A 23,599-nucleotide genomic window follows, 5' to 3' on the forward strand; every position below is an offset into this window, starting at 1 on the left:
GCATGTGCGGCGGCTGGGGGCGGGGGAGCGGACGGCTGTGCCGGACGCCGCATTCGTGTACGTGCATGTGGTGCGGGGTGAAGTGCGGCTGGACGCCGTGGAGTTGGGGCCGGGTGATTCGGCCCGGATCACGGACGCGAAGGACTTGGAGGCGGGGGCCGGGGCCGGGGCCGGGGCTCCGGCGGAGTTGCTGGTGTGGGAGATGTCGGGGTAGCGGCTGCGCTGGGGTGGAGCTCTCTTGCGGGTGCGGGCCGGCTGATTCTTCGCCCCCGCCGAACCCAGCCGCAGAAGTCAGCCGCGTACCTCGGAGAGCACCGCGTCCGTGAAGGGCGGCCACGCCTCGATGGCCCACGGGCCGAAGGCCCGGTCCGTGAGGGCCGTGCACGCGACCCCCGCCTCCGGGTCGATCCACAGGAACGTACCGGACTGGCCGAAGTGGCCGAAGGTCCGCGGAGAGGACGAACTGCCCGTCCAGTGGGGCGACTTGGCGTCGCGGATCTCGAAGCCGAGACCCCAGTCGTTGGGGTTCTGGTGGCCGTACCCGGGCAGGACACCCTTCGTACCGGGGTACTGGACCGTCATCACCTCGGCGACCGTCCGCGGATCGAGGAGCCGCGGCGCCTGCACCTCGGCCGCGAAACGGACCAGGTCGTCGACGGTCGAGACGCCGTCCTTGGCGGGGGACCCGTCGAGCGTGGTCGAGGTCATCGCCAACGGCTCCAGCACCGCCTGCCGCAGATACTCCCCGAAGGGCATCTCCGTCGCCTTCGCCACATGGTCCCCGAGCTGCTCGAACCCGGCGTTGGAGTACAGCCGCCGCACCCCGGGCGCCGCCGTCACCCGGTGCTCGTCGAAGGCGAGCCCGCTGGTGTGCGCGAGGAGATGGCGGACGGTTGAACCCTCGGGCCCGGCCGGCTCGTCGAGCTCGATCGCGCCCTCCTCGTACGCGACGAGCACCGCGTACGCCGCGAGCGGCTTGGTGACCGAGGCGAGCGCGAACCGCTGCCCGGTGGGCCCGTGCGCCCCGAGCAGCGTGCCGTCCGCGCGCACGACGGCCGCGGCGGCGGTGGGCACGGGCCAGTTCTCGATCAGCGCCAGGCTCTGCAGGGGCGAGGGGGAGGACGAGGGCAAGAACATGGGTCGAGCCTAAGCCCGCTCAGAAGGTCAACCGCATCGAGGGGTCCGGCTTCCGCACGAAGCCCAGCGACGCGTACAGCGGCTCGGCCTCCGCGGAGGCGTTCAGGTCGACCTGCGCGGTGCCCTTCTCGCGGAACCAGTCCAGGAGTTCCTCCATGCAGGCGCGTGCGTAGCCGCGGCGCCGTGCGTCCGGGTCCGTGGCGACGCTGAACACGTGCCCGACCGACCCGTGCGGGTTCCCGGCCCGCCCGATCCGGTACTCGATCGTCCCGACCACCAGCGCCGCGAGCGCGCCGAGCCGCGAAGGGTGGTCGATCACGAAGGCGGCGAAGTCCCCGTCGGGGTCGGCGAGTTTGTGGCGTACCGTCGGAAGGGACTCGGCGTGCCAGTCGGTGTCGGTGGGCCCGCCCGACGGCAGCATCGAGTCGATCATCACTTGGCGCAACCGGAGCAGTTCCGCGGCGTCTTCGGGTGTGGCACGGCGTACGAGACTCATGAGCCGCACGGTAGCGACCGCGGCCGTGGTGGGTCCTGCGGATTTCTGCTCAATTCCGCTTGCTTGGAGTGCACTCCAAGGTTTTAGCGTGGGGGCCATGACGGTGATGGAGACCACTGGCCCCGAGACCCACAGCTGTGCCGCCCCGCCGCACGCGGACCGGCGCCCGGACGGACAGGACAACTACACCATCAGCGAGGTCGTCGCCTTCACCGGCCTGACGGCGCACACCCTCCGCTGGTACGAGCGGATCGGGCTGATGCCGCACATCGACCGCTCACACACCGGCCAGCGCCGCTACAGCAATCGCGACCTCGACTGGCTCGACCTCGTGGGCAAGCTCCGGCTGACCGGCATGCCGGTCGCGGACATGGTGCGGTACGCGGAACTGGTGCGCGAGGGCGACCACACCTATGGCGACCGCTTCGAGCTCCTCAAGGCGACCCGGCAGGACGTCCTGTCCCGGATCGCCGAACTCCAGGACACGCTCGCGGTACTCGACCGCAAGATCAATTTCTACGCGGACGCCGGGCGGGCCCTGGCGTCGGAGAGGTCCTGATGACGGACAGCAAGATCGCCACAGTGGAGCTCGGCACGGGCGGCCCCGAGGTCGGAGTACAGGGCCTCGGCTGCATGGGCATGAGCTTCGCGTACGGCCCGACGGACACCGAGGAGGCCCGCGCCACCTTGGAGCGTGCGCTGGAGCTGGGCGTGACGCTCTACGACACCGCCGACGCCTACGGCCAGGGCGAGAACGAGAAGTTCCTCTCCCCTTTCTTCAAGGCCCACCGCGACGAGGTCGTCATCGCGACGAAGTTCGCCCTGTCGATCCCGCCGGGCGAGCCGACGAAGCGGATCATCCGCAACGACCCGCCGTACATCCGCCAGGCCGTCGAGGCGAGCCTCAGGCGCCTGGACGTCGACGTGATCGACCTCTACTACATGCACCGCCGCGACGTGAACTTCCCCATCGAGGAGACCGTCGGCGTCATGGCCGAGCTGGTGCGCGAGGGCAAGGTCAAGCAGCTGGGCCTGAGCGAGGTCACCGGCGGCGAGTTGCGCGCGGCGCAGTCCGTGCACCCGATCGCGGCCGTGCAGTCGGAGTGGTCGCTGTTCAGCCGCGACATCGAGGCAGGGGTCGTACCCGCCGCCCGGGAGCTGGGCGTGGCCCTGGTCCCGTACTCGCCGCTCGGCCGCGGCTTCCTCACAGGCTCCTTCGCCAACGCCGAACAGGACCTGACCGCCGACGACTTCCGCCGTCAGCAGCCCCGCTTCACGGGTGACAACGCGGCCGCCAACGCGGCGCTTCTGGAGCCGGTGCGCGCGGTCGCCGAAGCCCACGGCGCCTCGCTCGGGCAGGTCGCGCTGGCCTGGGTGCAGCAGCAGGCGGCCCTGCGCGGGATGCCGGTCGTGCCGATCCCGGGCACCCGCAAGCGCACCCGCATCGAGGAGAACGCGGCGGCCACGCGCATCGTCCTCGGCGAGGAGGACATGGCCCTGCTGGAGCCGATCGCCTCCAAGGTGGCCGGTGACCGCTACCCCGACATGACGTTCACGTCGGCCGGCCGGGAGTAAGGACGCCGGGAGCAAGCACGCGTGAAGTAAGGACGCCGGTGTCAGGACCCGGTGGCAAGGCGGGGGGACGTCCGGCGGCTCATCGGTCGCCGGGCGTGACAAGCCCCGACTCGTACGCGAAGATCACGGCCTGCGCGCGGTCGCGGAGGTCCAGCTTCGCCAGTACGCGGCCGATGTGGGTCTTCACCGTCTGCTCGGCCAGCACCAGGTGGTCCGCTATCTCCTGGTTCGACAGGCCGCGGGCGACCAGCTCCAGCACCTCGGTCTCACGCGGCGTCAGGCCCTCCAGGCGCAGTGCGGGACTTCTGCGTGGGGCGGGGCGCTGCTGCGCGAAGTCGGCGATCAGACGGCGCGTCACCTTCGGGGCCAGCAGTGCGTCCCCGGCGGCCACCACGCGCACCGCCGCGATCAGGTCGGCGGGCGGCGCGTCCTTGAGGAGGAACCCGGACGCTCCGGCGCGCAGCGCCTCGTACACATAGTCGTCCGCGTCGAAGGTGGTGAGCATCAGCACCTTCAGCCCCTGTACGGCCTCCTCGTGGTTCTTGTGGTTCTCTTGGGGATTCAGCAGTACGCGCGCCGCGGCCAGGCCGTCCATCTCCGGCATCCGTACGTCCATGAGGACGACGTCGGGGCGCGTGCCGCGGGCCAGCTCGACTCCCTTTCTGCCGTCCGCCGCCTCGCCCACCACGTCGATGTCGCTCTGCGCCGCCAGCAGGGCCGCGAAACCGGCGCGGACCATGGCCTGGTCGTCGACGATGATCACACGGATGGTCATGGAGGGCCGGGCTCCTTCGCGGACTGCTGTGCGGATTGCTCTGCGGATATGGGCTCGGATATGGGCTCGGGCATGGGCTCCTCTGCGGGCGACGGGGGCTCGGCCACCGGCAGCCGGGCCGCGACACGGAACCCTCCGTCGGGCAGCGGTCCTACATCCAGCGAGCCGCCGACCAGCCGTACGCGCTCTCCCATGCCGACCAGGCCGTGTCCGGTGCCGCTCGACTCAAGCCCCGAAACCGGCTTCGCCCCGGGCCCGTTGACGACGAGCACCGTCAGATGCCGGCCGTCGGTGGAGAGCGACACCTGGGTGGGGGCGCCGGGGGCGTGCCGTACGACGTTCGACAGGGCCTCCTGCACGATGCGGTAGGCGGACAGGTCCACGGCGGGCGACACCTTCGCCCACTCCTTCACAAGAGTCGGCTCGGGAAGCGACAGTTCGACCGGGACACCGCCGCGTCTGGTGGCCTCGACGAGCTGGCGCAGTTTGTCCAGGCCCGGCTGCGGTGCCCGCTCGTCCTGCGTGTCCTCACTGCGCAGCACCTGAAGGAGCCGTCGCATCTCGCTCAGCGAGTCGCGGGCGCCGACGGCTATCGACTCGAACTCGCCCCGCACGTCGTCGGAGACGTCGGCGAGCCGGTACGGCGCGGAGTCCGCCTGGACCGAGATCACGGTCATGTGGTGGGCCACCACGTCGTGCAACTCCCGGGCGATGCGGGCCCGTTCCTCCAGCAGTGTGCGCCGGGCGCGCTCGGCCTCGCTGATGGTCTCCTGCTCGACGAGCCGCCGCCGGGTCTCGCCGCGCTCGCGCAGCAGCGTGCCCAGCAGCAGTGCGGCGCCGCTGAGGACGATCATCAGCACGCTGGTGTCCTGGCTGTCAGAGGAGGCCTCGGGCGCGGCCAGGACGAGGCTCATGACCGCGGTGGCCAGCCAGACGCCTATCACCGTGCGGCGCGTCTCGCGCAGGGAGAGCGCCAGGCACAGGACCACATAGCCCACGATGGCCATGGCGGTGAAGGGAGAGGGCCGCCCCGCGCCGTCGTTCAGCACGGCGATCGCCCCGATGAGGTTCGCCGGGAAGATGATCCACCATGCCAGCAGGGGGCGGCTCACGGCCAGTAACAGAGGTGCGGCCTGGGCGAAGCCGAGCGCGCCCGAGAGCCCGTCGTTCACCCCGTAGTCGGACCCCAGGACCTGGGCCGTGACCGGGACCAGGACGGCGGCGAAGCCCAGCACGATCACGTACGGCAGCCGCCGCATCCAGCGCTTGGGTGCCTGCGCGAGCAGCGGCTCGGCCGCACCGGTGGGCGGGACGAAGGTCGCTGAGGCCTCACGCAGCGAGGGCCCGGCCGCCCGCAGCCCGTCCCGTGCGGTGCCCAGCCTGCGCCGGACGGCGGCGAGCGCACGGTGCCGCGCCCCGTGCCCGGCGCTCTCGTCGGCCGGTGCGCGGGGCTCCTGGCCGGGAGGAGTCGCCGCATTGCTCATGACTTGATCAGCGTAGGCGGGAAGATTTCACCACCGCGTCCTACCTGAGAGCCGAACCGCGCCTCATACCCAGGTACGAGCGGTATGACGGCCTGTCACAGCACGGCCTGTCACAGCTCCGCCAGCAGGTCGGCCTTCTTCGACGTGAACTCCTCGTCCGTCACCAGTCCCGCCTGGTGCAGCTCGCCGAGGTGGCGGATGCGGTCGGCGATGTCCGCGGGGTCGCGGCGCCGGGCGGACGGGGTGCCGTCGCTCTTCGCCGGGGGACCGGCCGCGCGTACCGCCGCGAGCACCGAGGCCGCGAAGGGCAGCGACTCGTGGACGGGCCCGTAACCGAGGCCGAAGACGACCGCCGCCGGGTCCTGGTCGGCCTGCGCGGGCTGCACATAGCCCGGGTCGCGGCGCAGCAGCCGCAGATGGCCCTCGAAGACCTCGGGTGAGCGCCACTCGACCCCGGTCAGCTCCGAGACCGTGAAACTCTGGTCGCCCGCTTTCCACTTGGCGGACGAGGCGCCCGTCCAGAACCACCGGAAGGACACCGACTTGCCGTCGAAGGACGCCTTCCCGTCGTACGCCTTGAACTGCAGCGGCACCTCGGGCGGGTCCACCAGATAACGCTCCGCCGGGACCGGGTCGTCGTCCGGGTCGTCGGGGACGAGCAGGGCCCGCAGCTCGTCCGCGTAGTACTCGGCGAGCGTCTCGCGGTCGCCCGGGAGTACGAGACGGTAGGGGTCGCATGCTTCCTTGAGCTGTCCGGCGGCCGCCTCCATCAGCGGGTCCGCGCCCGCCCTCGGCTCGGCGCGCAGGACGACCGTCCCGCGTCTGCCGGGGGTCAGGGTCACCGCCGCAATCGCCTCGAGGGGGATGCGGCGCTCACCGAGCGCCTGGAAGAGCTTCGGCGTACGGATCCCCCGTTCGAAGCGGATGAGCACGGAGTCGGACTCGAACTCCCAGGCGGCATGAAATCCGGCCAGTACGTCACCCATGCGGGCCATCGTATGCGCCATGCGCTTCCTCGTCCCCTCCCCGGGCGAACCGCGGTTTCTTCGGTCTCTACGCGCGTCCGGCTTCAGCCATGTCGGACAATCCCTTCTGGCACACGTCATCCTCGTGTGCACAGCTCACCGCGCGGTACGCGCCAATGCCGATCTCGGCGAAGTTCCGCAGGCTCTCCGTACCGGGTTCGAAATAGCCGGCGTGGCCCTTCGCGCCCTGCGCCGACAGCACCCGGGCCCCGAATCCCGAGGACACCGGGTCGGCCCCGTGGCCGAGCCCGCCGACCTCCAGATAGGGCACGTCCTGGATCCAGTCGTCGGCGTCCCGCGTGGCCCACACCCGCGCGGAGGTGTGCAGCTGCGCGGCGTTCGCGACCCGCATGCCGGGGCTGCCCGCGACCGCTATGTCGGACACCCGGGACGGCAGCGTGTGCGCGGCGACGCCGCAGACCACGGAGCCGTAGCTGTGGCAGTACAGCGCGACGGGCGAACGGCCGGGCAGCGTCCTCACGAGGGCGTCGAGCCGGACCGCGCCCTGCTCGGCGCGCACACCGGTGGCCGCGTCCATGCCGAGCCCGCTGGGCGCCGTGTAGTCGGCCCAGGCGATCACGGCCGTACGCGTGGCCGGGCTCGCCGTGCGCTCCTCGAGGTACAGCGACCTCGCCATGCCGACGGGTGCGGAGAACTCGCGGTCGGTGCGCTGGAAGTTCAGTACGTCGGTGTCGACGCCCGGCACCACGACCGAAATGCGCTGCGCCTTGCCGAGGTCTCCGAAGACCTCGGCGACCCGGCCGGCGCCCAGCGGGTCGAAGGCGAGGATCTGACGGTCCTTTTGCAGCAGGTCCTCGTAGCGATGCATACGGCGGCCCGCCTCGTGCTGTCCGGCGGGCGAGAGCCGTTCGTCGTGCATGCGTTGTCGTTCGGTCCTGCGCGCCTGGTCGATCGCGATGCGGTTGGCGCGGTAGCGGAGTTCCACCGGCGCCCCGTTCATGTTGCCGACCGCGAGCGGATAGCGGGTGGCGAGCCGGGCGCGCTGTGGGGCGTCGAGCGAGGCGAAGAAGCGGGTCAGGCGGGCCGGCGCGGAGTCGGGGTCCGGCAGCCGGAGTCCGGCGATGTGACCGCGTTCCCAGGCGGAGAGGGACGCTTCGAGCGGTGTCGCCGCTGCTCTGTGGTTGCGTACGACGGTCCAGCCGGTGGTCGCCAGCATGACGAAAACAACGGCCAGAGCGAGCAGAGCGCGCCAGACGTTGAGTTGGGGAGGGGAGTCGAAGGAAGTCACTGGGAGGACACACTAAGAGAACAAGAGTGTCTCGCGTTAACCGAGTGAGGGGGATCACGTTTCTGGTCGGGTAATTGGGGCAATCCGGGCTCAGTGGGAGTTAAATCGTCACGCTGCGTGCCAGTTCTGGGTCAACGCGGGCCCCACCTGGTCGAGATATGTGGCGGTCAGTGTCCGGATCGCCTCGGGGCTGAGGTCCTCGCCCGCGCTCCACAGCCGCCCGGTCACCCGCATCACCCCGCTGAACACGGCCACCGCCACCCGCGGCCGCGGATCGGCGTCCACATCCAGGCCCTCACGCTCTGCGATCAACCGCGCGAGCTCCTCCTCCAGTTTCTCGGTGCGGCGCAGATGGGCGGCGACCAGGGCGGGCGTCGACTCGATCAACTGGTACGTACGCATGTGCAGTTCGACCGGGATGACGCTCTCGACGGTCTCGTTCAGGGTGTCCCAGCCCTCGAGGACGGCCCGGCGCAGCGCCTCAAGGGGGCTCTCGTGGAGCGGACGTTCGCGCACCAGGTCGACGAAGTGCGCCTCCGCCATCTCCTGGACGGCGAAGGCGGCATCCTCCTTGCCCGCGAAGTACCGGAAGAAGGTGCGCTGGGACACATCGACGGCCTCGGCGATCTCGTCGACGGTCGTCTGCTCGTACCCCTTGGTCGTGAACAGCTCAAGGGCGGCCCGCAGCAGCGCGTCCCGGGTGCGCTGCTTCTTGCGCTCGCGCAGCCCCGGCCGGGGCACCGTGTCCATGAGCCCGCCCCCTCCCGAACTGTTCGTTTCGAAGCCTTTTTGCCCAGCTCACCCTATCCGTGAGTGACATGACAGTTACCGACTTGTGAATTGGTTTGTCAACTGTCAGCGGCTGTCATTAGCCTCGAAGGCATGACTAGTCAGACCACTGTCGACACGACGGGCTCGGGGGACAAGACGCCAATCGCCCCGTCGGTCCAGACACCGGACCGGGGGCTGCGTGGCCACCCCTGGCTCACTCTCATCACCGTGGCCGTGGGCGTCATGATGGTGGCCCTCGACGGCACCATCGTGGCCATCGCCAACCCGGCCATCCAGAAAGACCTGGGCGCCAGCTTCGCCGACGTCCAGTGGATCACCAACGGTTACTTCCTCGCCCTCGCGGTCACGCTGATCACGGCGGGCAAGCTCGGCGACCGGTTCGGCCACCGGCAGACCTTCCTCATAGGCGTCGTGGGATTCGCGGCGGCCTCGGGCGTCATCGGACTGTCCAGCTCCATCGCCATGGTCGTCACGTTCCGCGTCCTGCAAGGTCTGTTCGGCGCGCTCCTCATGCCGGCCGCGCTCGGACTGCTGCGGGCCACCTTCCCCGCCGAGAAGCTGAACATGGCCATCGGCATCTGGGGCATGGTGATCGGCGCCTCCACCGCGGGCGGCCCGATCCTCGGCGGCGTGCTGGTCGAGAACGTCAACTGGCAGTCCGTCTTCTTCATCAACGTCCCGGTCGGCATCCTGGCCGTCGTCCTCGGCATATGGATCCTGACCGACCACCGTGCGAAGAACGCGCCGCGGTCCTTCGACCTGCTCGGCATCGGGCTCCTGTCCAGCGCCATGTTCTGCCTGGTCTGGGCCCTCATCAAGGCCCCCGAGTGGGGCTGGGGCGACGGACTGACCTGGACGTTCCTGGGTGTCTCCGTGCTCGGCTTCGGCCTGTTCGCGTTCTGGGAGACGAAGGTCAAGGAGCCGCTCATCCCGCTGGCCCTCTTCCGCTCCGTACCGCTGTCCGCCGGTGTGGTGCTGATGGTGCTCATGGCCATCGCCTTCATGGGCGGCCTGTTCTTCGTCACCTTCTACCTGCAGAACGTGCACGGCATGAGCCCCATCGACGCGGGCCTGCACCTGCTGCCGCTCACCGGCATGATGATCGTGGGCTCGCCTCTCGCGGGCGCCATGATCACCAAGGTCGGGCCGCGCATCCCGCTCGCGGGCGGCATGGCGTGCACGGCCATCGCCATGTACGGCATGTCGACGCTGGAGAAGGACACGGGCAGCGGACTCATGTCCATCTGGTTCGCCCTCCTCGGCCTCGGCCTCGCGCCCGTCATGGTCGGCGCGACCGAAGTCATCGTGGGCAACGCGCCGATGGAGCTCTCCGGTGTCGCCGGCGGTCTCCAGCAGGCCGCGATGCAGATCGGCGGCAGCCTCGGTACGGCCGTCCTCGGCGCCGTGATGGCCTCCAAGGTCGACGGCGACCTCGAGGGCAACTGGGCGGACGCCGAACTCCCGCCGCTCAACGAGGCCCAGCTCCACCAGGCCTCCGAGGCGGTCCAGGTCGGCGCCGCACCGGTGCCCCCGAACACCCCGGGGCCGATCGCCGAGAAGATCACCGACGTCGCCCACGAAACGTTCATCTCCGGCATGAGCCTGGCCAGCCTGGTCGCCGCCGGCGTCGCCGTCGTGGCGGTCTTCGTCGCCTTCCTCACCAAGCGCGGCGCCAACGCGGACGCCGGTGCGGGGGTGGGCCACATCTGAAGCACCGTCCACCGCGTCTGACGCCCCGTCGGGTCTGCCCGGCGGGGCTTTCGCCTATCAGGGTGACGCCGGTCCGTACGACTTTCGTACGGACCGTGCCGGCGGCCAGAGTGTTTCAACTGATCCGTACGCCACGGCAGTCGGGCCAGGCCGCGGCGCGCTGCCGGAGGGGGATGGCGCGCCGCGGAGCCGCAGGAATCAACGGCAAGTCCGGAGAAAAAGGCACCAATTGTGTGTCTAGTGAAGGCGAACCGTGGTACTCGCCGCATCAAGCCCGAACCGGCAGGCACCGGCCGGCCGATATCCGGTCGGTGCACAGTTCCAGGGAGTTGATGATGGCGGGCTTCGGTCACACCACGCGCAAGCACCCCCGCTCACGGGGCCGGACGTGGCATCGGAGCGGGCCGGATCGCGCGACGCTCGGAATCATCGGAGCCATCTGTGCGGTCGCCGGATTCTTCGTACTGGGCATCATCCTCGGCCCGGTGGCGATCGTATGCGGCTGGCTCGCCATGGGGCGCAGCTGGAGTGGCGCTCGCCCGGTACCGGCGCTTGTCGCCGTGGTGCTGGGCGCGATCGACACCGTCCTGGCGATCGTCTGGATCGCCGGGGCCGCGGCTCCCGCGAACGGAATGTTCTGATCCGCGGGACGTGAGGGAACCCCGCGCCCCGTCAGGGGCGCGGGGCCGTTACTTCTGTGCCGCCCTTCCCGGGGAGCGCTTGGGCCCCTTGCGTCCTTGAGGGTTCGGACATCGCGGCCACCTGCGCGCGCAGCGCCCGTACCTCCTCCGTGAGGGTCTCGATCGCTGCCGTCTGCCGTCGCTCCTCCACGTCGTCCGACTCGAAGCGGGCGATGAACCAGGCCGCGATATTGGCGGTGACCACACCGAGCAGGGCGATCCCGGAGAGCATCAGCCCGACGGCGATCATGCGGCCGAGCCCGGTCGTGGGCGCGTGGTCGCCGTATCCGACGGTCGTCATCGTGGTGAACGACCACCACACCGCGTCACCCATCGTCTTGATGTTGCCGTCCGGTGACTGCCGTTCGACGGACAGCACGGCGAGCGAGCCGAACATCATCAGCGCCACCACGGCGCCCGCGACGTACGTGGTCAGCCGGATCTGCGTGGCCATCCTGGCCCGCTGTCCGACGAGCAGCACTGTGGCGACGACCCTGAGCAGCCGTAGCGGCTGGATCAGTGGCAGCAGTACGGCGCACAGGTCGAGCCAGTGCGTGCGGACGAACTCGCGGCGCTGCTCGGCCAGTACGAGCCGTACGAGGTAGTCGAGGGAGAAGGCTCCCCACACCGCCCACTCCACTGCTGCGCACGCGGTCGTCACGCCCTGACCGGCGTCGGGCCGGACGATCGGCACCGCGTAGGCGACGGCGAACACCATCGCCAGTCCCATCAACGGTCGCTGAGTGCGCCGTTCCCAACGATGTTGTGCCGATCTCTCGTCCATGTCCGCATTATCGGCTGCAGCGCCGTCGTGGCTTGTCGCGCAGTTCCTCGCGCCCCTGGGTTTGTGGTGGGTGCGGGGTCGTGGGCCGGTGCGTCAGCCCGTCGCAGGGTGGGCATACGGCCCGGTGTCGGTACACGGCCCTGGTGGCCTGAGAACGAACCTACGCGACGGGCATACGACGCACCGACCCACGCCCCCTCCCGCCGGTGGGAGGGAGCGGGTAGTTGGGGGTGCGGGCTTTCCCAGGGCGCGTGCTTTCTCCGGGCGCGGTGTGCCGCAGGCTTTTTAGGGGCGCGGGGAACTGCGCGACCAGCCACAACGCACCCGCAGTCAAGGAACGCACCTTGGAACCGCCCCCCAAGCGGAGCGCCTACGCGTCGCCGCCCGCAGCACCAGGATCCGCCGCTGAAACATCCAGCAGCTGATAGCGGTCGACGGCCTGCTTGAGGGTCGAGCGATCGACCTTCCCCTCGCGGGCCAGCTCCGTGAGGACCGCGACCACGATCGACTGCGCGTCGATGTGGAAGTAGCGCCGAGCGGCACCGCGGGTGTCCGCGAAGCCGAAGCCGTCCGCGCCCAGCGACTGGTACGTACCGGGCACCCAGCGCGAGATCTGGTCCGGAACCGATCGCATCCAGTCGGAGACGGCCACGAACGGACCCTCGGAGCTCGAGAGCTTCCGCGTCACATACGGAACGCGCTGCTCCTCCTCGGGGTGCAGGAGGTTGTGCTGCTCCACCTCGACGGCCTCGCGCCGCAGCTCGTTCCAGGAGGTCGCCGACCAGACGTCCGCCTTGACGTTCCACTCCTCGGCGAGGATCTTCTGCGCCTCGAGGGCCCACGGCACCGAGACGCCGGACGCCATGATCTGCGCCGGGATGGAGCCCGAAGTGCCCGCCGAGAGGCGGTGGATGCCCTTGAGGATGCCCTCGACGTCCACGTTCTCCGGTTCGGCCGGGTGCTGGATCGGCTCGTTGTAGACGGTGAGGTAGTAGAAGACGTCCTCGCCGTGCGGGTGTTCGTCGTCCGAGCCGTACATTCGGCGCAGTCCGTCCCGCACGATGTGCGCGATCTCGAACCCGAAGGCCGGGTCGTACGCGACACAGCCCGGGTTCGTCGAGGCCAGCAGTTGCGAGTGGCCGTCCGCGTGTTGCAGACCCTCACCCGTCAGAGTCGTACGTCCGGCCGTCGCGCCCAGTACGAATCCGCGCGCCAACTGGTCGGCCATCTGCCAGAACTGATCGCCGGTGCGCTGGAAACCGAACATCGAGTAGAAGACGTACACCGGGATCAGCGGCTCACCATGCGTCGCGTACGCCGAACCCGCCGCGATGAGGGAGGCGGTGCAGCCGGCCTCCGAGATGCCGTCGTGCAGCATCTGGCCCGTCGGCGACTCCTTGTACGCGAGGAGCAGATCGCGGTCCACCGCCTCGTACTGCTGGCCCAGCGGGTTGTAGATCTTCGCGCTCGGGAAGAACGAGTCCATGCCGAACGTGCGGTACTCGTCCGGCGCGATCAGCACGAAGCGCTTGCCGATCTCCTTGTCCCGCATGAGGTCCTTCAGCAGCCGTACGAACGCCATGGTCGTGGCGATCGACTGCTGGCCGGAGCCCTTCCTCACCGTCGCGTACGTCTTGTCCCCGGGGAGCTCCAGCGGCTTCGACCGCACGACGCGGGTCGGGACGTAACCGCCCAGGCCCTTGCGGCGGTCGTGCATGTACTGGATCTCCTCGGAGTCGGGGCCCGGGTGGTAGTACGGCGGCGGGCCCTCCTCCAGCTCCTTGTCGGAGATCGGCAGGTGCAGCCGGTCGCGGAAGCCCTTGAGGTCGGCGACCGTCAGCTTCTTCATCTGGTGCGTGGCGTTGCGGCCCTCGAAGTTCGGGCCGAGCGTCCAGCCCTTGACGGTCTGCGCGAGGATCACGGTCGGCTGACCGGTGTGCGCCTTGGCCGCCGCGTACGCCGCGTAGACCTTCTTGTGGTCGTGACCGCCGCGTCCCAGGTGCAGGATCTGGTCGTCGGTCATGTTCTCGACCATCGCCCGCAGCCGGTGGTCGTCACCGAAGAAGTGCTGGCGGATGTACGCGCCGGTCTCGGTGGCATAGGTCTGGAACTGGCCGTCGGGCGTGGTGTTCAGCCTGTTGACGAGCACGCCGTCGCGGTCCTGCGCGAGCAGCGGGTCCCACGTGCGGTCCCAGACCAGCTTGATCACGTTCCAGCCGGCGCCCCGGAACTGCGACTCCAGCTCCTGGATGATCTTGCCGTTGCCGCGCACCGGGCCGTCGAGCCGCTGGAGGTTGCAGTTGACGACGAAGGTCAGGTTGTCGAGACCCTCGCGTGCGGCGATGGACAGCTGGCCGAGCGACTCCGGCTCGTCCATCTCGCCGTCGCCGAGGAAGGCCCAGACGTGGGACTTGGAGGTGTCGGCGATGCCGCGCGCCTCCATGTAGCGGTTCATCCGCGCCTGGAAGATCGCGCCCAGCGGGCCGAGACCCATGGAGACGGTCGGGAACTCCCAGAAGTCCGGCATCGAGCGGGGGTGCGGGTAGCTGGACAGTCCGTCCGGGTACTTCGACTTCTCCTGGCGGAAGCCGTCGAGCTGCCGCTCGGAGAGACGGTCCAGCATGAAGGCGCGTGCGTAGATGCCCGGCGAGGCGTGCCCCTGGAAGAAGACCTGGTCGCCGCCGTCGCCCTCGTCCTTGCCGCGGAAGAAGTGGTTGAAGCCCACGTCGTAGAGGGAGGCGGAGGACGCGAAGGTGGCGATATGGCCGCCGACGCCGATGCCCGGGCGCTGGGCCCGCGAGACCATGACCGCGGCGTTCCACCGGGTCGCGTTCAGGATCTTGCGCTCGATCTCCTCGTTGCCGGGGAAGAACGGCTCGTCCTTGGTGGCGATGGTGTTGACGTAGTCCGTGCTGCGCATCTCGGGCACGGCCACGCGCTTCTCACGGGCCCGCTCGATCAGCCGCAGCATCAGATAGCGCGCCCGCTCCCGGCCGCGCTCGTCGACGGCGGCGTCGAGGGAATCGAGCCACTCCTGGGTCTCTTCGGGATCGAAGTCAGGTACCTGACTCGGAAGGCCGCCAATGATGATCGGGTTGCGATCGGGTCCGGAAGCCACGCTGTTCCTTCGCTTTCAGGGAGGCCGTTCTTCTCGGTTCTTCTTGGTTCTTTCTCGGTGTTTTCGCCGTTGTCCTCGGGGTCCGCACCGGTCCCCATCGTGTACCTCGGGGACGGAAACGTCACCTCTACCGTGGGGTAACCGGGGCGTTCGAACGGTTCCACCGGGGACGGGACCGGCAAATCGCAACGATACGCCCGACCCGTGACGCGTTCCGCAAAGCCATTCGAGTCTCGTACCCTCATAGGGTTCGGAAATCCGCAAACCGGGCAGATCGCTGTGGTGTGCGTCACCTGGAGCCATGATTGGCTGTCTGGGGTTGCGGCGACACCGCCAGGATCGTCACCGTTTCGGCGGTCTCGACGGCCGGGTACTTGCGCGATCCGTCCCGCCCGTGTGGACTACGGCCAATGCTTCGCGCACGCGCGTGGCTTGAACCTTTACCAAACATGATCAGGAGGCAACCCGTGAGCGCGACCGCGGACCACGCGGAGGAGCGGACGAGCCTGGCCGCCAGGCTGGGATTCCAGCCCGAGCAGGTGGTCCAGGAGATCGGCTTCGACGACGACGTCGACCAGGAGCTCCGCGAGGCCATCGAGGCAGTCATCGGCAGCGAGCTCGTGGACGAGGAGTACGACGACGTCGCCGACGCCGTGGTGCTCTGGTTCCGTGACGACGACGGCGACCTGACGGATGCGCTGGTGGATGCCACCACGTACGTCGAAGAGGGCGGCGCCATCGTGCTGCTGACACCGAAGACCGGCCGTGACGGCTACGTGGAGGCCAGCGACATCGCCGAAGCCGCGACGACCGCGGGTCTGTCCCAGACCAAGAGCATCAGCGTGGGCAAGGACTGGAGTGGGAGCCGGCTGGCCACGCCCAAGGCGGCCAAGTCCAAGCGGTAACGCTCCGCTGGATTGACCGTCGCTGTCCGGGGGCTCCGCCCCCAGACCCTGTTTTCGGCCAGGGAAGACCTCGTTTCTTGAAACCGGAGGGGCTCGCTTCTGCGAGCCCCTCCGGCGTTCCCCCAGGGACGTGGGCGTGGTGATCGCTGCGTAGGGTGGGCTTGCCCGAAGAGTTCCAGGGAAAGGATCCAGGACCATGGCGATCGAGGTCGGCAGCAAGGCGCCGGACTTTGAGCTGAAGGACAACCACGGGGCCACCGTGACGCTCTCCCAGTTCCGCGGAGCGAAGAACGTCGTGCTGCTCTTCTACCCGTTCGCTTTCACCGGGGTGTGCACCGGCGAGCTGTGTGCCCTGCGCGACAACCTGCCGAAGTTCTCCGACCGCGACACCCAGCTGCTCGCCGTGTCCAACGACTCCATCCACACGCTGCGCGTCTTCGCCGAGCAGGAGGGCTTCGAGTACCCCCTGCTGTCCGACTTCTGGCCGCACGGCGAGACCTCGCGCGCGTACGGCGTCTTCGACGAGGACAAGGGCTGCGCGGTGCGCGGGACCTTCATCATCGACAAGGAGGGCGTCGTCCGCTGGACCGTGGTGAACGGACTGCCGGACGCGCGCGACCTGAACGAGTACGTGAAGGCGCTCGACACTCTGTGATTCTTCGGGCGCAGGGCCTGCGTCAACAGGGAACTCGTCACTAGGATCGACACGTTGATCCGATACCAACGCATTACGGGGCTCCCCGCCCCTGGACACCAATGGGAGGACTCGTGGGAGTCAGCCTCAGCAAGGGCGGCAACGTATCGCTTTCGAAGGAGGCGCCGGGCCTTACCGCGGTCATCGTCGGTCTGGGGTGGGACGTCCGTACCACCACCGGCACCGATTTCGACCTCGACGCCAGCGCCATCCTGACGAACGCGGACGGCAAGGTCAGCAGCGACGCCAACTTCGTGTTCTTCAACAACCTCAAGAGCCAGGACGGCTCGGTCGAGCACACCGGCGACAACCTCACCGGTGAGGGCGAGGGCGACGACGAGCAGATCAAGGTCAACCTCGCCGGCGTCCCGGCCGACGTCGAGAAGATCGTGTTCCCGGTCTCGATCTACGACGCCGAGAACCGCCAGCAGTCGTTCGGTCAGGTGCGCAACGCGTTCATCCGCGTCGTGAACCAGGCCGGCGGCACAGAGATCGCGCGGTACGACCTCTCCGAGGACGCGTCCACGGAGACCGCGATGGTCTTCGGCGAGCTGTACCGCCACGGCGCGGAGTGGAAGTTCCGCGCCATCGGCCAGGGCTACGCCTCGGGCCTGCGCGGCATCGCGCAGGACTTCGGGGTCAACGTCTGAGCAATTTTCGGGTCCTGCCGCCGACGACCGACGACAGGACCTGCCGCTTCACCTCCCGTCCGGCGTCGCACACAACGAGTGCGGCGCCGGACGTGCTCGACAACTGAAGGCTTGACCGGGGAGGACCAGGATCATGGGCGTCACGCTCGCCAAGGGGGGCAATGTCTCCCTCTCCAAGGCCGCACCGAACCTCACGCAGGTGATGATCGGGCTCGGCTGGGACGCGCGCTCCACCACAGGAGCCGACTTCGACCTCGACGCCAGCGCGCTGATGTGCAACAGCGGCCGGGTGCTCGGCGACGAGTGGTTCATCTTCTACAACCAGCTCAAGAGCCCGGACGGCTCGGTTGAACACACCGGCGACAACCTCACCGGTGAGGGCGAGGGTGACGACGAGTCGATCCTGATCGACCTCTCCAAGGTGCCCGCCAACGTCGACAAGATCATCTTCCCGGTCTCTATCCACGACGCCGACAACCGCGGCCAGACTTTCGGCCAGGTCAGCAACGCCTTCATCCGCGTCGTCAACCAGGCCGACGGCCAGGAACTCGCCCGCTACGACCTCTCCGAGGACGCCTCCACGGAGACCGCGATGATCTTCGGCGAGGTCTACCGATATGGCGGAGAGTGGAAGTTCCGAGCCGTGGGGCAGGGGTACGCGTCAGGGCTGCGGGGCATCGCTCTAGACTTTGGAGTCAACGTTTCGTAAAGCCGCGCGCGGCGCGGGGGAGACCCGTACACAGATGATTGGGTAGCCAGTGGTTCTGAAAACCTTCGGCTGGTCGTTCGCGGTCACCGCGCTCGGCCTGGTCGCAGCGGTGCTGTTCGGTGGATGGACCGCGTTCGGGGTCGTACTGATCCTGTCCATCCTCGAGATCTCGCTGTCCTTCGACAACGCGGTGGTCAACGCCGGAATCCTGAAGAAGATGAGTGCCTTCTGGCAGAAGATCTTCCTCACCATCGGCATTCTGATCGCCGTCTTCGGAATGCGGCTGGTCTTCCCTGTCGTGATCGTGGCGATCAGCGCCTCGCTCGGCCCCATCGAGGCGGTCGACCTGGCACTGAACGAACCGAAGCACTACGAGGAACTGGTCACGGACGCACACCCGTCGATCGCGGCATTCGGCGGCATGTTCCTGTTGATGATCTTCCTCGACTTCATCTTCGAGGACCGTGACATCAAGTGGCTCGGCTGGATCGAGCGCCCGCTCGCCAAGCTCGGCAAGGTCGACATGCTGTCGGCCTGCATCGCGCTGATCGTCCTGCTGATCACCGCACTGGCCCTCGCCCCGAAAGCCCACCTGCACGCGGGGTCGGCCGACAAGGCGGAGACGGTGCTGCTCTCCGGCGTCGCCGGCCTCATCACCTATCTGGTCGTCGGCGGGCTCTCCGGCTTCTTCGAGAACCGCCTCGAGGAAGCGGAAGAACGCGAGCACGAGGCCGAGGAGGAAGCCAAGCGCGAGGGCAAGAAGGTCACCGCGGGGGCGCTCGTCGGCAAGGCGGCCTTCTTCATGTTCCTCTACCTCGAGGTCCTGGACGCGTCGTTCTCCTTCGACGGCGTCATCGGCGCCTTCGCCATCACCAACGACATCATCCTGATGGCTCTCGGCCTCGGTATCGGCGCCATGTACGTCCGGTCGCTGACCGTCTACCTGGTCCGCCAGGGCACCCTCGACGACTACGTCTACCTGGAGCACGGCGCCCACTACGCCATCGGTGCTCTCGCCGCGATCCTGCTCATCACCATCCGTTTCGAGGTCAACGAGATCGTCACCGGCCTCCTCGGTGTCGTCCTGATCGCCTGGTCCTTCTGGTCCTCCGTACGCCGCAACAAGGCACTCGCGGAAGCCGAGGGAAAAGCTGAGTCCTCGGGCGAGAAGGCCGAAGTCTCGTCCGGGGTGTGACACCGGCCCGGTTGAGGAACGCTCTGTGAGGGGCGGCCGCGAGGACTTCCTCGCGGCCGCCTCGCGGCATTACTGGATGTGAAGTACCGGCGTAGGGGTGGGAATGAGCTTCTGGGACGGCCTGTGGCGTGGTGGGCGCTCGACGCAGTTCGATTCGGGGAGCGCGGCGACCAACGCGATCACACTGACCAGACGGAATCAGACGGTCTCGCTCACCAAACAGGGCGCGGCCAACGGCAATCTGCGCATCAATCTGTCCTGGCGGATGCGCACCTCTGACATAGGCGGCGGCCGGCGCAGCAGCCTGCTGCGCCATCCCTTCCAGGCGTTCAAGCCCGACGTGGTGCAGGCGCACACCCAGAGCATGGTCAACGTCGACCTCGACCTGGGCTGCATGTACGAGCTCACGGACGGCACCAAGGGAGTCGTCCAGCCACTGGGCAGCTTCTTCGGCGAGCTCAACGGAGCGCCGTACGTGAAACTCAGCGGCGACGACCGCTTCGGCTCGGGCACCGGCGAGACGATCTTCGTCAATCTCGACCACCGGGAGCAGATCAAGCGGCTCCTGGTCTTCGTCTACATATACGACCAGACCCCGGCCTTCGACCGTACGCACGCCATCGTGACCCTCTACCCCAGCAACGGCCCGCGGATCGAGGTGGGCCTCGACGAACGCCATCCGCAGGCCCGGTCCTGCGCGGTGGTCATGATCGAGAACGTCAAGAACGAGCTGATCGTGCGGCGTGAGGTGAAGTTCGTGTACGGGTTTCAGGCCGAACTCGACCGGCTGTACGGGTGGGGGCTTCAGTGGGGCCGCGGTTACAAGGCGAAGGCGGAACGCTAGGCGCTGGGCTTTGGCGGGTGCGCCTAGGAGCTCGGGGCGTTGGGATTGGTGGCGGCTGCGGGTCCGTTGTGGTTGGTCGCGCAGTTCCCCGCGCCCCTACGGGGCGCGGCGGGGCGCCCCCTAGCGCCCGATGAACTGCGGGCCCTGCGGCGGCAGCTTGAACTCCGGGTCTGGCGGCAGTGCCGCTACCGGCTGTGGGTAGCCGTACGCGGGCTGCGCGCTCGCCGCGGCGGGCTGGGGTGGTGCGGTCTGCGGATAGGCGTACGAGGACGGGGAGGCGGGCTGCGGGTAGCCGTACGCCGGCTGGGTCGCGGGCGCGGGCTCCGGTGGATAGCCGTAGGCCGGCTGGGACGGCTGCTGGGGGAGTGCGGGTGCGGGTGCGGGGGGCTGCTCGGGCGGCAGCGGTACCGAGTTCCCGGCAGCCGCAGCCGCAGCCGCAGCCGCAGCCGCAGCTGCGGCCTCGGCCTCGGACTCGTCGACCGAGATCCCGAAGTCGCCGGCCAGCCCCTCGAGACCGTCCGAATAGCCCTCGCCGAGCGCCCGGAACTTCCAGCCCTCCCCGCGCCGGTACAGCTCGCCGCAGATCAGCGCGGTCTCCTCGCCGGTCTCCGGCTTGATGTCGAAGTACGCCAGCGGCTCACCGTCCGCGAGGGCCGCGTCGTACAGCAGGATCCGCAGCGCGCGGACACGGTCGAAAGTGACGCCTTCGGCCGACGCGACCAGGAGGATCCGCCCCACGCCGTTCTCGATGCCCGCAAGATCCGACTGAATCGTGTCGGTCAGGCCCTCAGCGACGCGCTTCTTGCCGAGCCGCCAGACCTTGCCGGAGGGGTGCCGGGGCTGGTTGTAGAAGACGAAGTCCTCGTCGGATCGCACACGGTCCTCGGGCCCGAGGAGCAGTGCGGAGGCGTCCACGTCCGGGACGCCCGGGCCCGGTGTCCAGCGCAGCACGGAACGTACCGCCGTGGCTTCCAGCGGGACGTTCGACCCCTTCAGCATCGCGTGCGTCATGCGGTCATCCTGCCTTCTCGGTCCTGGTCACGACAACGTGGGGGTGCCACAGGATTCGGGACGTGTGAGGCTGGATGACATGGTTGTGTTCGTCTGCGTTACCTGAATTTCATGCCCGGCGGGAACCCCCGACATAGGTCTCTACGTACTATTACCGGCCACATATCGTCGGGCCATCTAGCCGCCCCGGGGGAGTCTCATGCGTCATTTCGGGCATATAGCCCCGGAGGTGCGGCAGCGCCTCTTCTACCAGGAGCCGTGCGTCTTCACCGCGGACTCGCCGGCCCGGGTGCTCTCCGCGGGCCTCGGCGCCACCCTCTACAGCCCCGCGACCAGAGCGCGGCTGGCCGACGACATCGTGAAGCAGACCGGACGCGGCGTCGTCTCGATGGTGCTGTGCCTGGAGGACTCCATAGACGACGCGGAGGTCGTGGGAGCCGAGGAGAACCTGGTCCGGCAGTTCGGAGTGCTGGCCGAGCGCTGCCCGGAGACCGAGCTGCCGCTGCTGTTCATCCGCGTCCGCACCCCCGAGCAGATCCCGGACCTCGTCGAACGGCTCGGCTCCACGGCACGCCTGCTGTCCGGTTTCGTACTGCCGAAGTTCACCGAGGAGCGGGGCGTGCCATTCCTGGAGGCGCTCACCGCGGCCGAGGCCGCGAGCGGGCGGCGGCTGTTCGCCATGCCCGTCCTCGAATCGCCCGAGCTGCTCTACCGGGAATCGCGCGTGGAGACCCTGGCGGGCATCTTCCGCGCCGTCGACAAGTACCGCGAGCGGGTCCTCGCGCTGAGGCTCGGCGTCACCGACTTCTGCTCCTCCTACGGGTTGCGCCGGGCGCCCGACATGACCGCGTACGACGTGCAGATCGTGGCCTCCGTGATCGCCGACGTGGTGAACGTGCTGGGGCGGGCCGACGGCACCGGGTTCACGGTGACGGGGCCCGTGTGGGAGTACTTCCGGGTCCAGGAGCGCATGTTCAAGCCGCAACTGCGCCGCAGCCCCTTCACCCCGGAGGCCGAGGACCTGCGCAACGCGCTGATCGAGCACGACATGGACGGGCTGCTGCGCGAGATCGCCCTCGACCGGGCCAACGGTCTGCTCGGCAAGACCTGCATCCACCCCTCGCACGTACTGCCCGTGCACGCGCTGTCCGTGGTCAGCCACGAGGAGTACAGCGACGCCCAGGACATACTGCGACCCGAACGTGGCGGCGGGGGCGTCCTGCGGTCCGCGTACACGAACAAGATGAACGAGGTGAAGCCGCACCGCGCCTGGGCCGAGCGCACCCTGCAGCGCGCCGAGGTCTTCGGTGTCGCGAACGAGGACATCGGCTTCGTGGAGCTGCTCGCCGCCGGGCTCCCCAGCTGAACCAGCTGAATGCGAACAGCGGGACTTCCGCCGGGCTCCCGGTTGAACACAGGGATTTCTGAACACAGGGATTTAATGGAAAACGTGGTGTGGACCGGGACCTGGGTCGCCGAGCGGCTCGGGGTCGAACTCGTCGGTGACGAGAAGCTGAGCGCACTGCTGGGGCTCGCGCTGCGGCGCAACCCCAAGCGCGCGCATCTGCTCGTGTCGAACGTGCTCGGCAAGCATGTGCCGCAGAGCCCGCTCACGGTGTGGCAGGCCGGGTACGAGCTGGGCCACCGGGTGCGTGATCTGCTCGGCGAGAGCGGAGCGAGCCGGGCCGTGGTGCTCGGGTACGCGGAGACGGCGACCGGCCTCGGCCACTCGGTCGCGGACGGTCTGGGCCTCGCGCCCTACCTGCACTCCACGCGGCGCCCCGTCGAGGGAGTCGGGCGCGCGGGCGGCTTCGAGGAGTCCCACTCGCACGCCACCTCGCATCTGCTGCTGCCGGAGAAGCCAGGGCTGCTCGCGGGCGACGGGGCGCTGGTCCTCGTGGACGACGAGTTCTCCACGGGCAACACCGTGCTCAACACGATCCGCGCACTGCACGAGCGCTACCCGCGCGAGCACTACGTGATCGTGGCGCTCGTGGACATGCGTTCCCCGGCGGACCGGGGCCGCCTCGACGAGTTCGCCCGCGAGATCGGCGCGCGCGTGGACCTGGTGGCGGCGGCCTCGGGGACCGTACGACTGCCCGACGGCGTACTGGAGAAGGGCCAGGCCCTGGTCGCCGAGCACGAGAACGACACGGCGACCGTGGCCCCCGTACCGCTTCCGGGGCTTGCGGGGCATCCGGGGCTGCCTGAGCCCGGCACCGTCACGCGCGTGCAGCTCGGCTGGCCGGACGGGCTGCCCGACGGCGGCCGGCACGGCTTCACCCCCGAGCACCGCATACGCCTGGAGGGCGCCCTGCCCGCCATGGCCGCGCGGCTCGCGGACGCGCTGCCGGACGACGCCCGGCGCGTACTCGTCCTCGGCTTCGAGGAGCTGATGTACGCGCCGCTGCGGCTCGGCGTCGCGCTGGCAGAGCTGACCGACGCCGAGGTCCGCTACTCCACCACCACCCGTTCCCCCGTCCTCGCCGTCGACGACCCCGGCTACGCGATCCGCAGCCGCCTCGTCTTCCCCGCCCACGACCGGCCCGGGGACGGCCCCGGCGAGCGGTACGCCTACAACGTCGCGGGAGCCGGCTTCGACGCCGTCGTCGCCGTGGTCGACTCGGTGGCCGACACGCCCGAACTGCACGCCCCCGACGGCCTGTTGGCGCGCCTCGCCGCACACACCCCGAGCGTGCTGCTCGCCGTCGTCCCCTCGTACGTACCGTCGTACGCCTCCGCCCCGCACGCCTCGCAAGCCCCGCC

At 69.1% G+C, this 23,599-nt stretch carries 23 protein-coding genes; 13 read left to right on the forward strand and 10 right to left on the reverse strand.

All coding sequences use genetic code 11. From position 1 onward, the window contains the following. A partial coding sequence (locus G5C60_RS36420) for a pirin family protein (RefSeq protein ID WP_478503719.1) occupies window positions 1-214 on the forward strand: 214 nt, incomplete at its 5' end. 77 nt (window positions 215-291) lie between these two features. Here G5C60_RS36420 and G5C60_RS36425 read toward each other — a convergent pair. Together G5C60_RS36425 and G5C60_RS36430 are read right to left on the reverse strand one after the other, a co-directional pair. Then, the gene (locus G5C60_RS36425; protein WP_165265882.1) at window positions 292-1,137 is read right to left on the reverse strand and encodes a serine hydrolase domain-containing protein; all 846 of its coding nucleotides are present in this window, start codon (window positions 1,135-1,137) and stop codon (window positions 292-294) included. 19 nt (window positions 1,138-1,156) lie between these two features. Continuing rightward, entirely contained in the window at window positions 1,157-1,633 is a 477-nt protein-coding gene (locus G5C60_RS36430; RefSeq protein WP_165265884.1) for a GNAT family N-acetyltransferase, read from the reverse strand. 97 nt (window positions 1,634-1,730) lie between these two features. Here G5C60_RS36430 and G5C60_RS36435 point away from each other — a divergent pair, with 97 nt between their 5' ends. Both G5C60_RS36435 and G5C60_RS36440 read left to right on the forward strand, forming a co-directional pair. Then, window positions 1,731-2,192 carry a MerR family transcriptional regulator gene (locus tag G5C60_RS36435; protein WP_165265886.1) on the forward strand — a complete coding sequence of 154 codons (462 nt, stop codon included), beginning with the start codon at window positions 1,731-1,733 and terminating at the stop codon, window positions 2,190-2,192. Further along, the gene (locus tag G5C60_RS36440; protein WP_165265888.1) at window positions 2,192-3,208 is read left to right on the forward strand and encodes an aldo/keto reductase; all 1,017 of its coding nucleotides are present in this window, start codon (window positions 2,192-2,194) and stop codon (window positions 3,206-3,208) included. Before G5C60_RS36435 ends, G5C60_RS36440 begins: the two co-directional genes overlap by 1 nt. 79 nt (window positions 3,209-3,287) lie before the next feature. Here G5C60_RS36440 and G5C60_RS36445 read toward each other — a convergent pair whose 3' ends face one another. From G5C60_RS36445 to G5C60_RS36465, 5 genes are all read right to left on the reverse strand, one after another. Next, window positions 3,288-3,983 carry a response regulator gene (locus tag G5C60_RS36445; protein ID WP_165265890.1) on the reverse strand — a complete coding sequence of 232 codons (696 nt, stop codon included), beginning with the start codon at window positions 3,981-3,983 and terminating at the stop codon, window positions 3,288-3,290. Continuing rightward, entirely contained in the window at window positions 3,980-5,467 is a 1,488-nt protein-coding gene (locus G5C60_RS36450; RefSeq protein ID WP_165265892.1) for a sensor histidine kinase, read from the reverse strand. The genes G5C60_RS36445 and G5C60_RS36450 overlap by 4 nt, the downstream gene beginning before the upstream one ends. A 110-nt stretch (window positions 5,468-5,577) precedes the next feature. Continuing rightward, a complete protein-coding gene (locus tag G5C60_RS36455) occupies window positions 5,578-6,462 on the reverse strand; it encodes a DUF4429 domain-containing protein (RefSeq protein ID WP_165265921.1) in 885 nt (294 codons plus the stop codon). Between the two features lie 58 nt (window positions 6,463-6,520). Further along, window positions 6,521-7,741, reverse strand: a complete 1,221-nt coding sequence (locus G5C60_RS36460; protein ID WP_165265894.1) for an alpha/beta hydrolase — start codon at window positions 7,739-7,741, stop codon at window positions 6,521-6,523. A 108-nt stretch (window positions 7,742-7,849) separates the two neighbouring features. Next, window positions 7,850-8,491 carry a TetR family transcriptional regulator gene (locus G5C60_RS36465; RefSeq protein WP_165265896.1) on the reverse strand — a complete coding sequence of 214 codons (642 nt, stop codon included), beginning with the start codon at window positions 8,489-8,491 and terminating at the stop codon, window positions 7,850-7,852. Between the two features lie 132 nt (window positions 8,492-8,623). On the opposite strand from G5C60_RS36465, the gene G5C60_RS36470 reads away from it, so the two are divergent. Together G5C60_RS36470 and G5C60_RS36475 are read left to right on the forward strand one after the other, a co-directional pair. Then, on the forward strand, window positions 8,624-10,243 hold the full coding sequence (locus G5C60_RS36470) for an MFS transporter (protein WP_165265898.1): 1,620 nt from the start codon (window positions 8,624-8,626) through the stop codon (window positions 10,241-10,243). 332 nt (window positions 10,244-10,575) lie between these two features. Then, window positions 10,576-10,884 (forward strand): small hydrophobic protein, encoded by a 309-nt coding sequence (locus G5C60_RS36475; protein ID WP_165265923.1) that lies wholly within the window; start codon window positions 10,576-10,578, stop codon window positions 10,882-10,884. Between the two features lie 31 nt (window positions 10,885-10,915). Here G5C60_RS36475 and G5C60_RS36480 read toward each other — a convergent pair whose 3' ends face one another. Both G5C60_RS36480 and aceE read right to left on the reverse strand, forming a co-directional pair. Beyond that, window positions 10,916-11,707, reverse strand: a complete 792-nt coding sequence (locus tag G5C60_RS36480; protein ID WP_165265900.1) for a potassium channel family protein — start codon at window positions 11,705-11,707, stop codon at window positions 10,916-10,918. Between the two features lie 370 nt (window positions 11,708-12,077). Continuing rightward, window positions 12,078-14,825: a pyruvate dehydrogenase (acetyl-transferring), homodimeric type gene (gene aceE, locus G5C60_RS36485; protein WP_165265903.1), complete on the reverse strand. Its 2,748-nt coding sequence runs from the start codon at window positions 14,823-14,825 to the stop codon at window positions 12,078-12,080. Window positions 14,826-15,292: 467 nt separating this feature from the next. On the opposite strand from aceE, the gene G5C60_RS36490 reads away from it, so the two are divergent. The 6 genes from G5C60_RS36490 (at window position 15,293) to G5C60_RS36515 (ending at window position 19,822) form a co-directional block, all read left to right on the forward strand. After that, window positions 15,293-15,730 carry a DUF3052 domain-containing protein gene (locus G5C60_RS36490; RefSeq protein ID WP_338146035.1) on the forward strand — a complete coding sequence of 146 codons (438 nt, stop codon included), beginning with the start codon at window positions 15,293-15,295 and terminating at the stop codon, window positions 15,728-15,730. Between the two features lie 196 nt (window positions 15,731-15,926). Then, window positions 15,927-16,385, forward strand: a complete 459-nt coding sequence (locus G5C60_RS36495) for a peroxiredoxin (protein ID WP_165265907.1) — start codon at window positions 15,927-15,929, stop codon at window positions 16,383-16,385. A gap of 113 nt (window positions 16,386-16,498) precedes the next feature. Continuing rightward, entirely contained in the window at window positions 16,499-17,074 is a 576-nt protein-coding gene (locus tag G5C60_RS36500) for a TerD family protein (RefSeq protein ID WP_165265909.1), read from the forward strand. Between the two features lie 133 nt (window positions 17,075-17,207). Beyond that, complete coding sequence (locus G5C60_RS36505; protein WP_165265911.1) at window positions 17,208-17,783, forward strand: TerD family protein; 576 nt, start codon at window positions 17,208-17,210, stop codon at window positions 17,781-17,783. A gap of 49 nt (window positions 17,784-17,832) precedes the next feature. Further along, window positions 17,833-18,978 carry a DUF475 domain-containing protein gene (locus tag G5C60_RS36510; RefSeq protein ID WP_165265913.1) on the forward strand — a complete coding sequence of 382 codons (1,146 nt, stop codon included), beginning with the start codon at window positions 17,833-17,835 and terminating at the stop codon, window positions 18,976-18,978. Between the two features lie 103 nt (window positions 18,979-19,081). Beyond that, window positions 19,082-19,822, forward strand: coding sequence for a TerD family protein (locus tag G5C60_RS36515; RefSeq protein WP_165265915.1), 741 nt, complete (start codon window positions 19,082-19,084; stop codon window positions 19,820-19,822). A 120-nt stretch (window positions 19,823-19,942) separates the two neighbouring features. On the opposite strand, the gene G5C60_RS36520 is transcribed toward G5C60_RS36515, so the two are convergent. Then, window positions 19,943-20,833, reverse strand: a complete 891-nt coding sequence (locus G5C60_RS36520; protein WP_165265917.1) for a TerD family protein — start codon at window positions 20,831-20,833, stop codon at window positions 19,943-19,945. Between the two features lie 199 nt (window positions 20,834-21,032). Between G5C60_RS36520 and G5C60_RS36525 the strand changes: the two genes are divergently transcribed. Continuing rightward, window positions 21,033-22,199: an HpcH/HpaI aldolase/citrate lyase family protein gene (locus G5C60_RS36525; RefSeq protein WP_165265919.1), complete on the forward strand. Its 1,167-nt coding sequence runs from the start codon at window positions 21,033-21,035 to the stop codon at window positions 22,197-22,199. A gap of 75 nt (window positions 22,200-22,274) precedes the next feature. Beyond that, window positions 22,275-23,599, forward strand: a 1,325-nt coding sequence (locus G5C60_RS36530; protein WP_206440422.1) for a phosphoribosyltransferase family protein, incomplete at its 3' end; no start/stop codon positions are given.

Source organism: Streptomyces scabichelini (assembly GCF_011045015.1).
In the GTDB taxonomy this organism is placed as follows: Bacteria; Actinomycetota; Actinomycetes; order Streptomycetales; family Streptomycetaceae; genus Streptomyces; species Streptomyces scabichelini.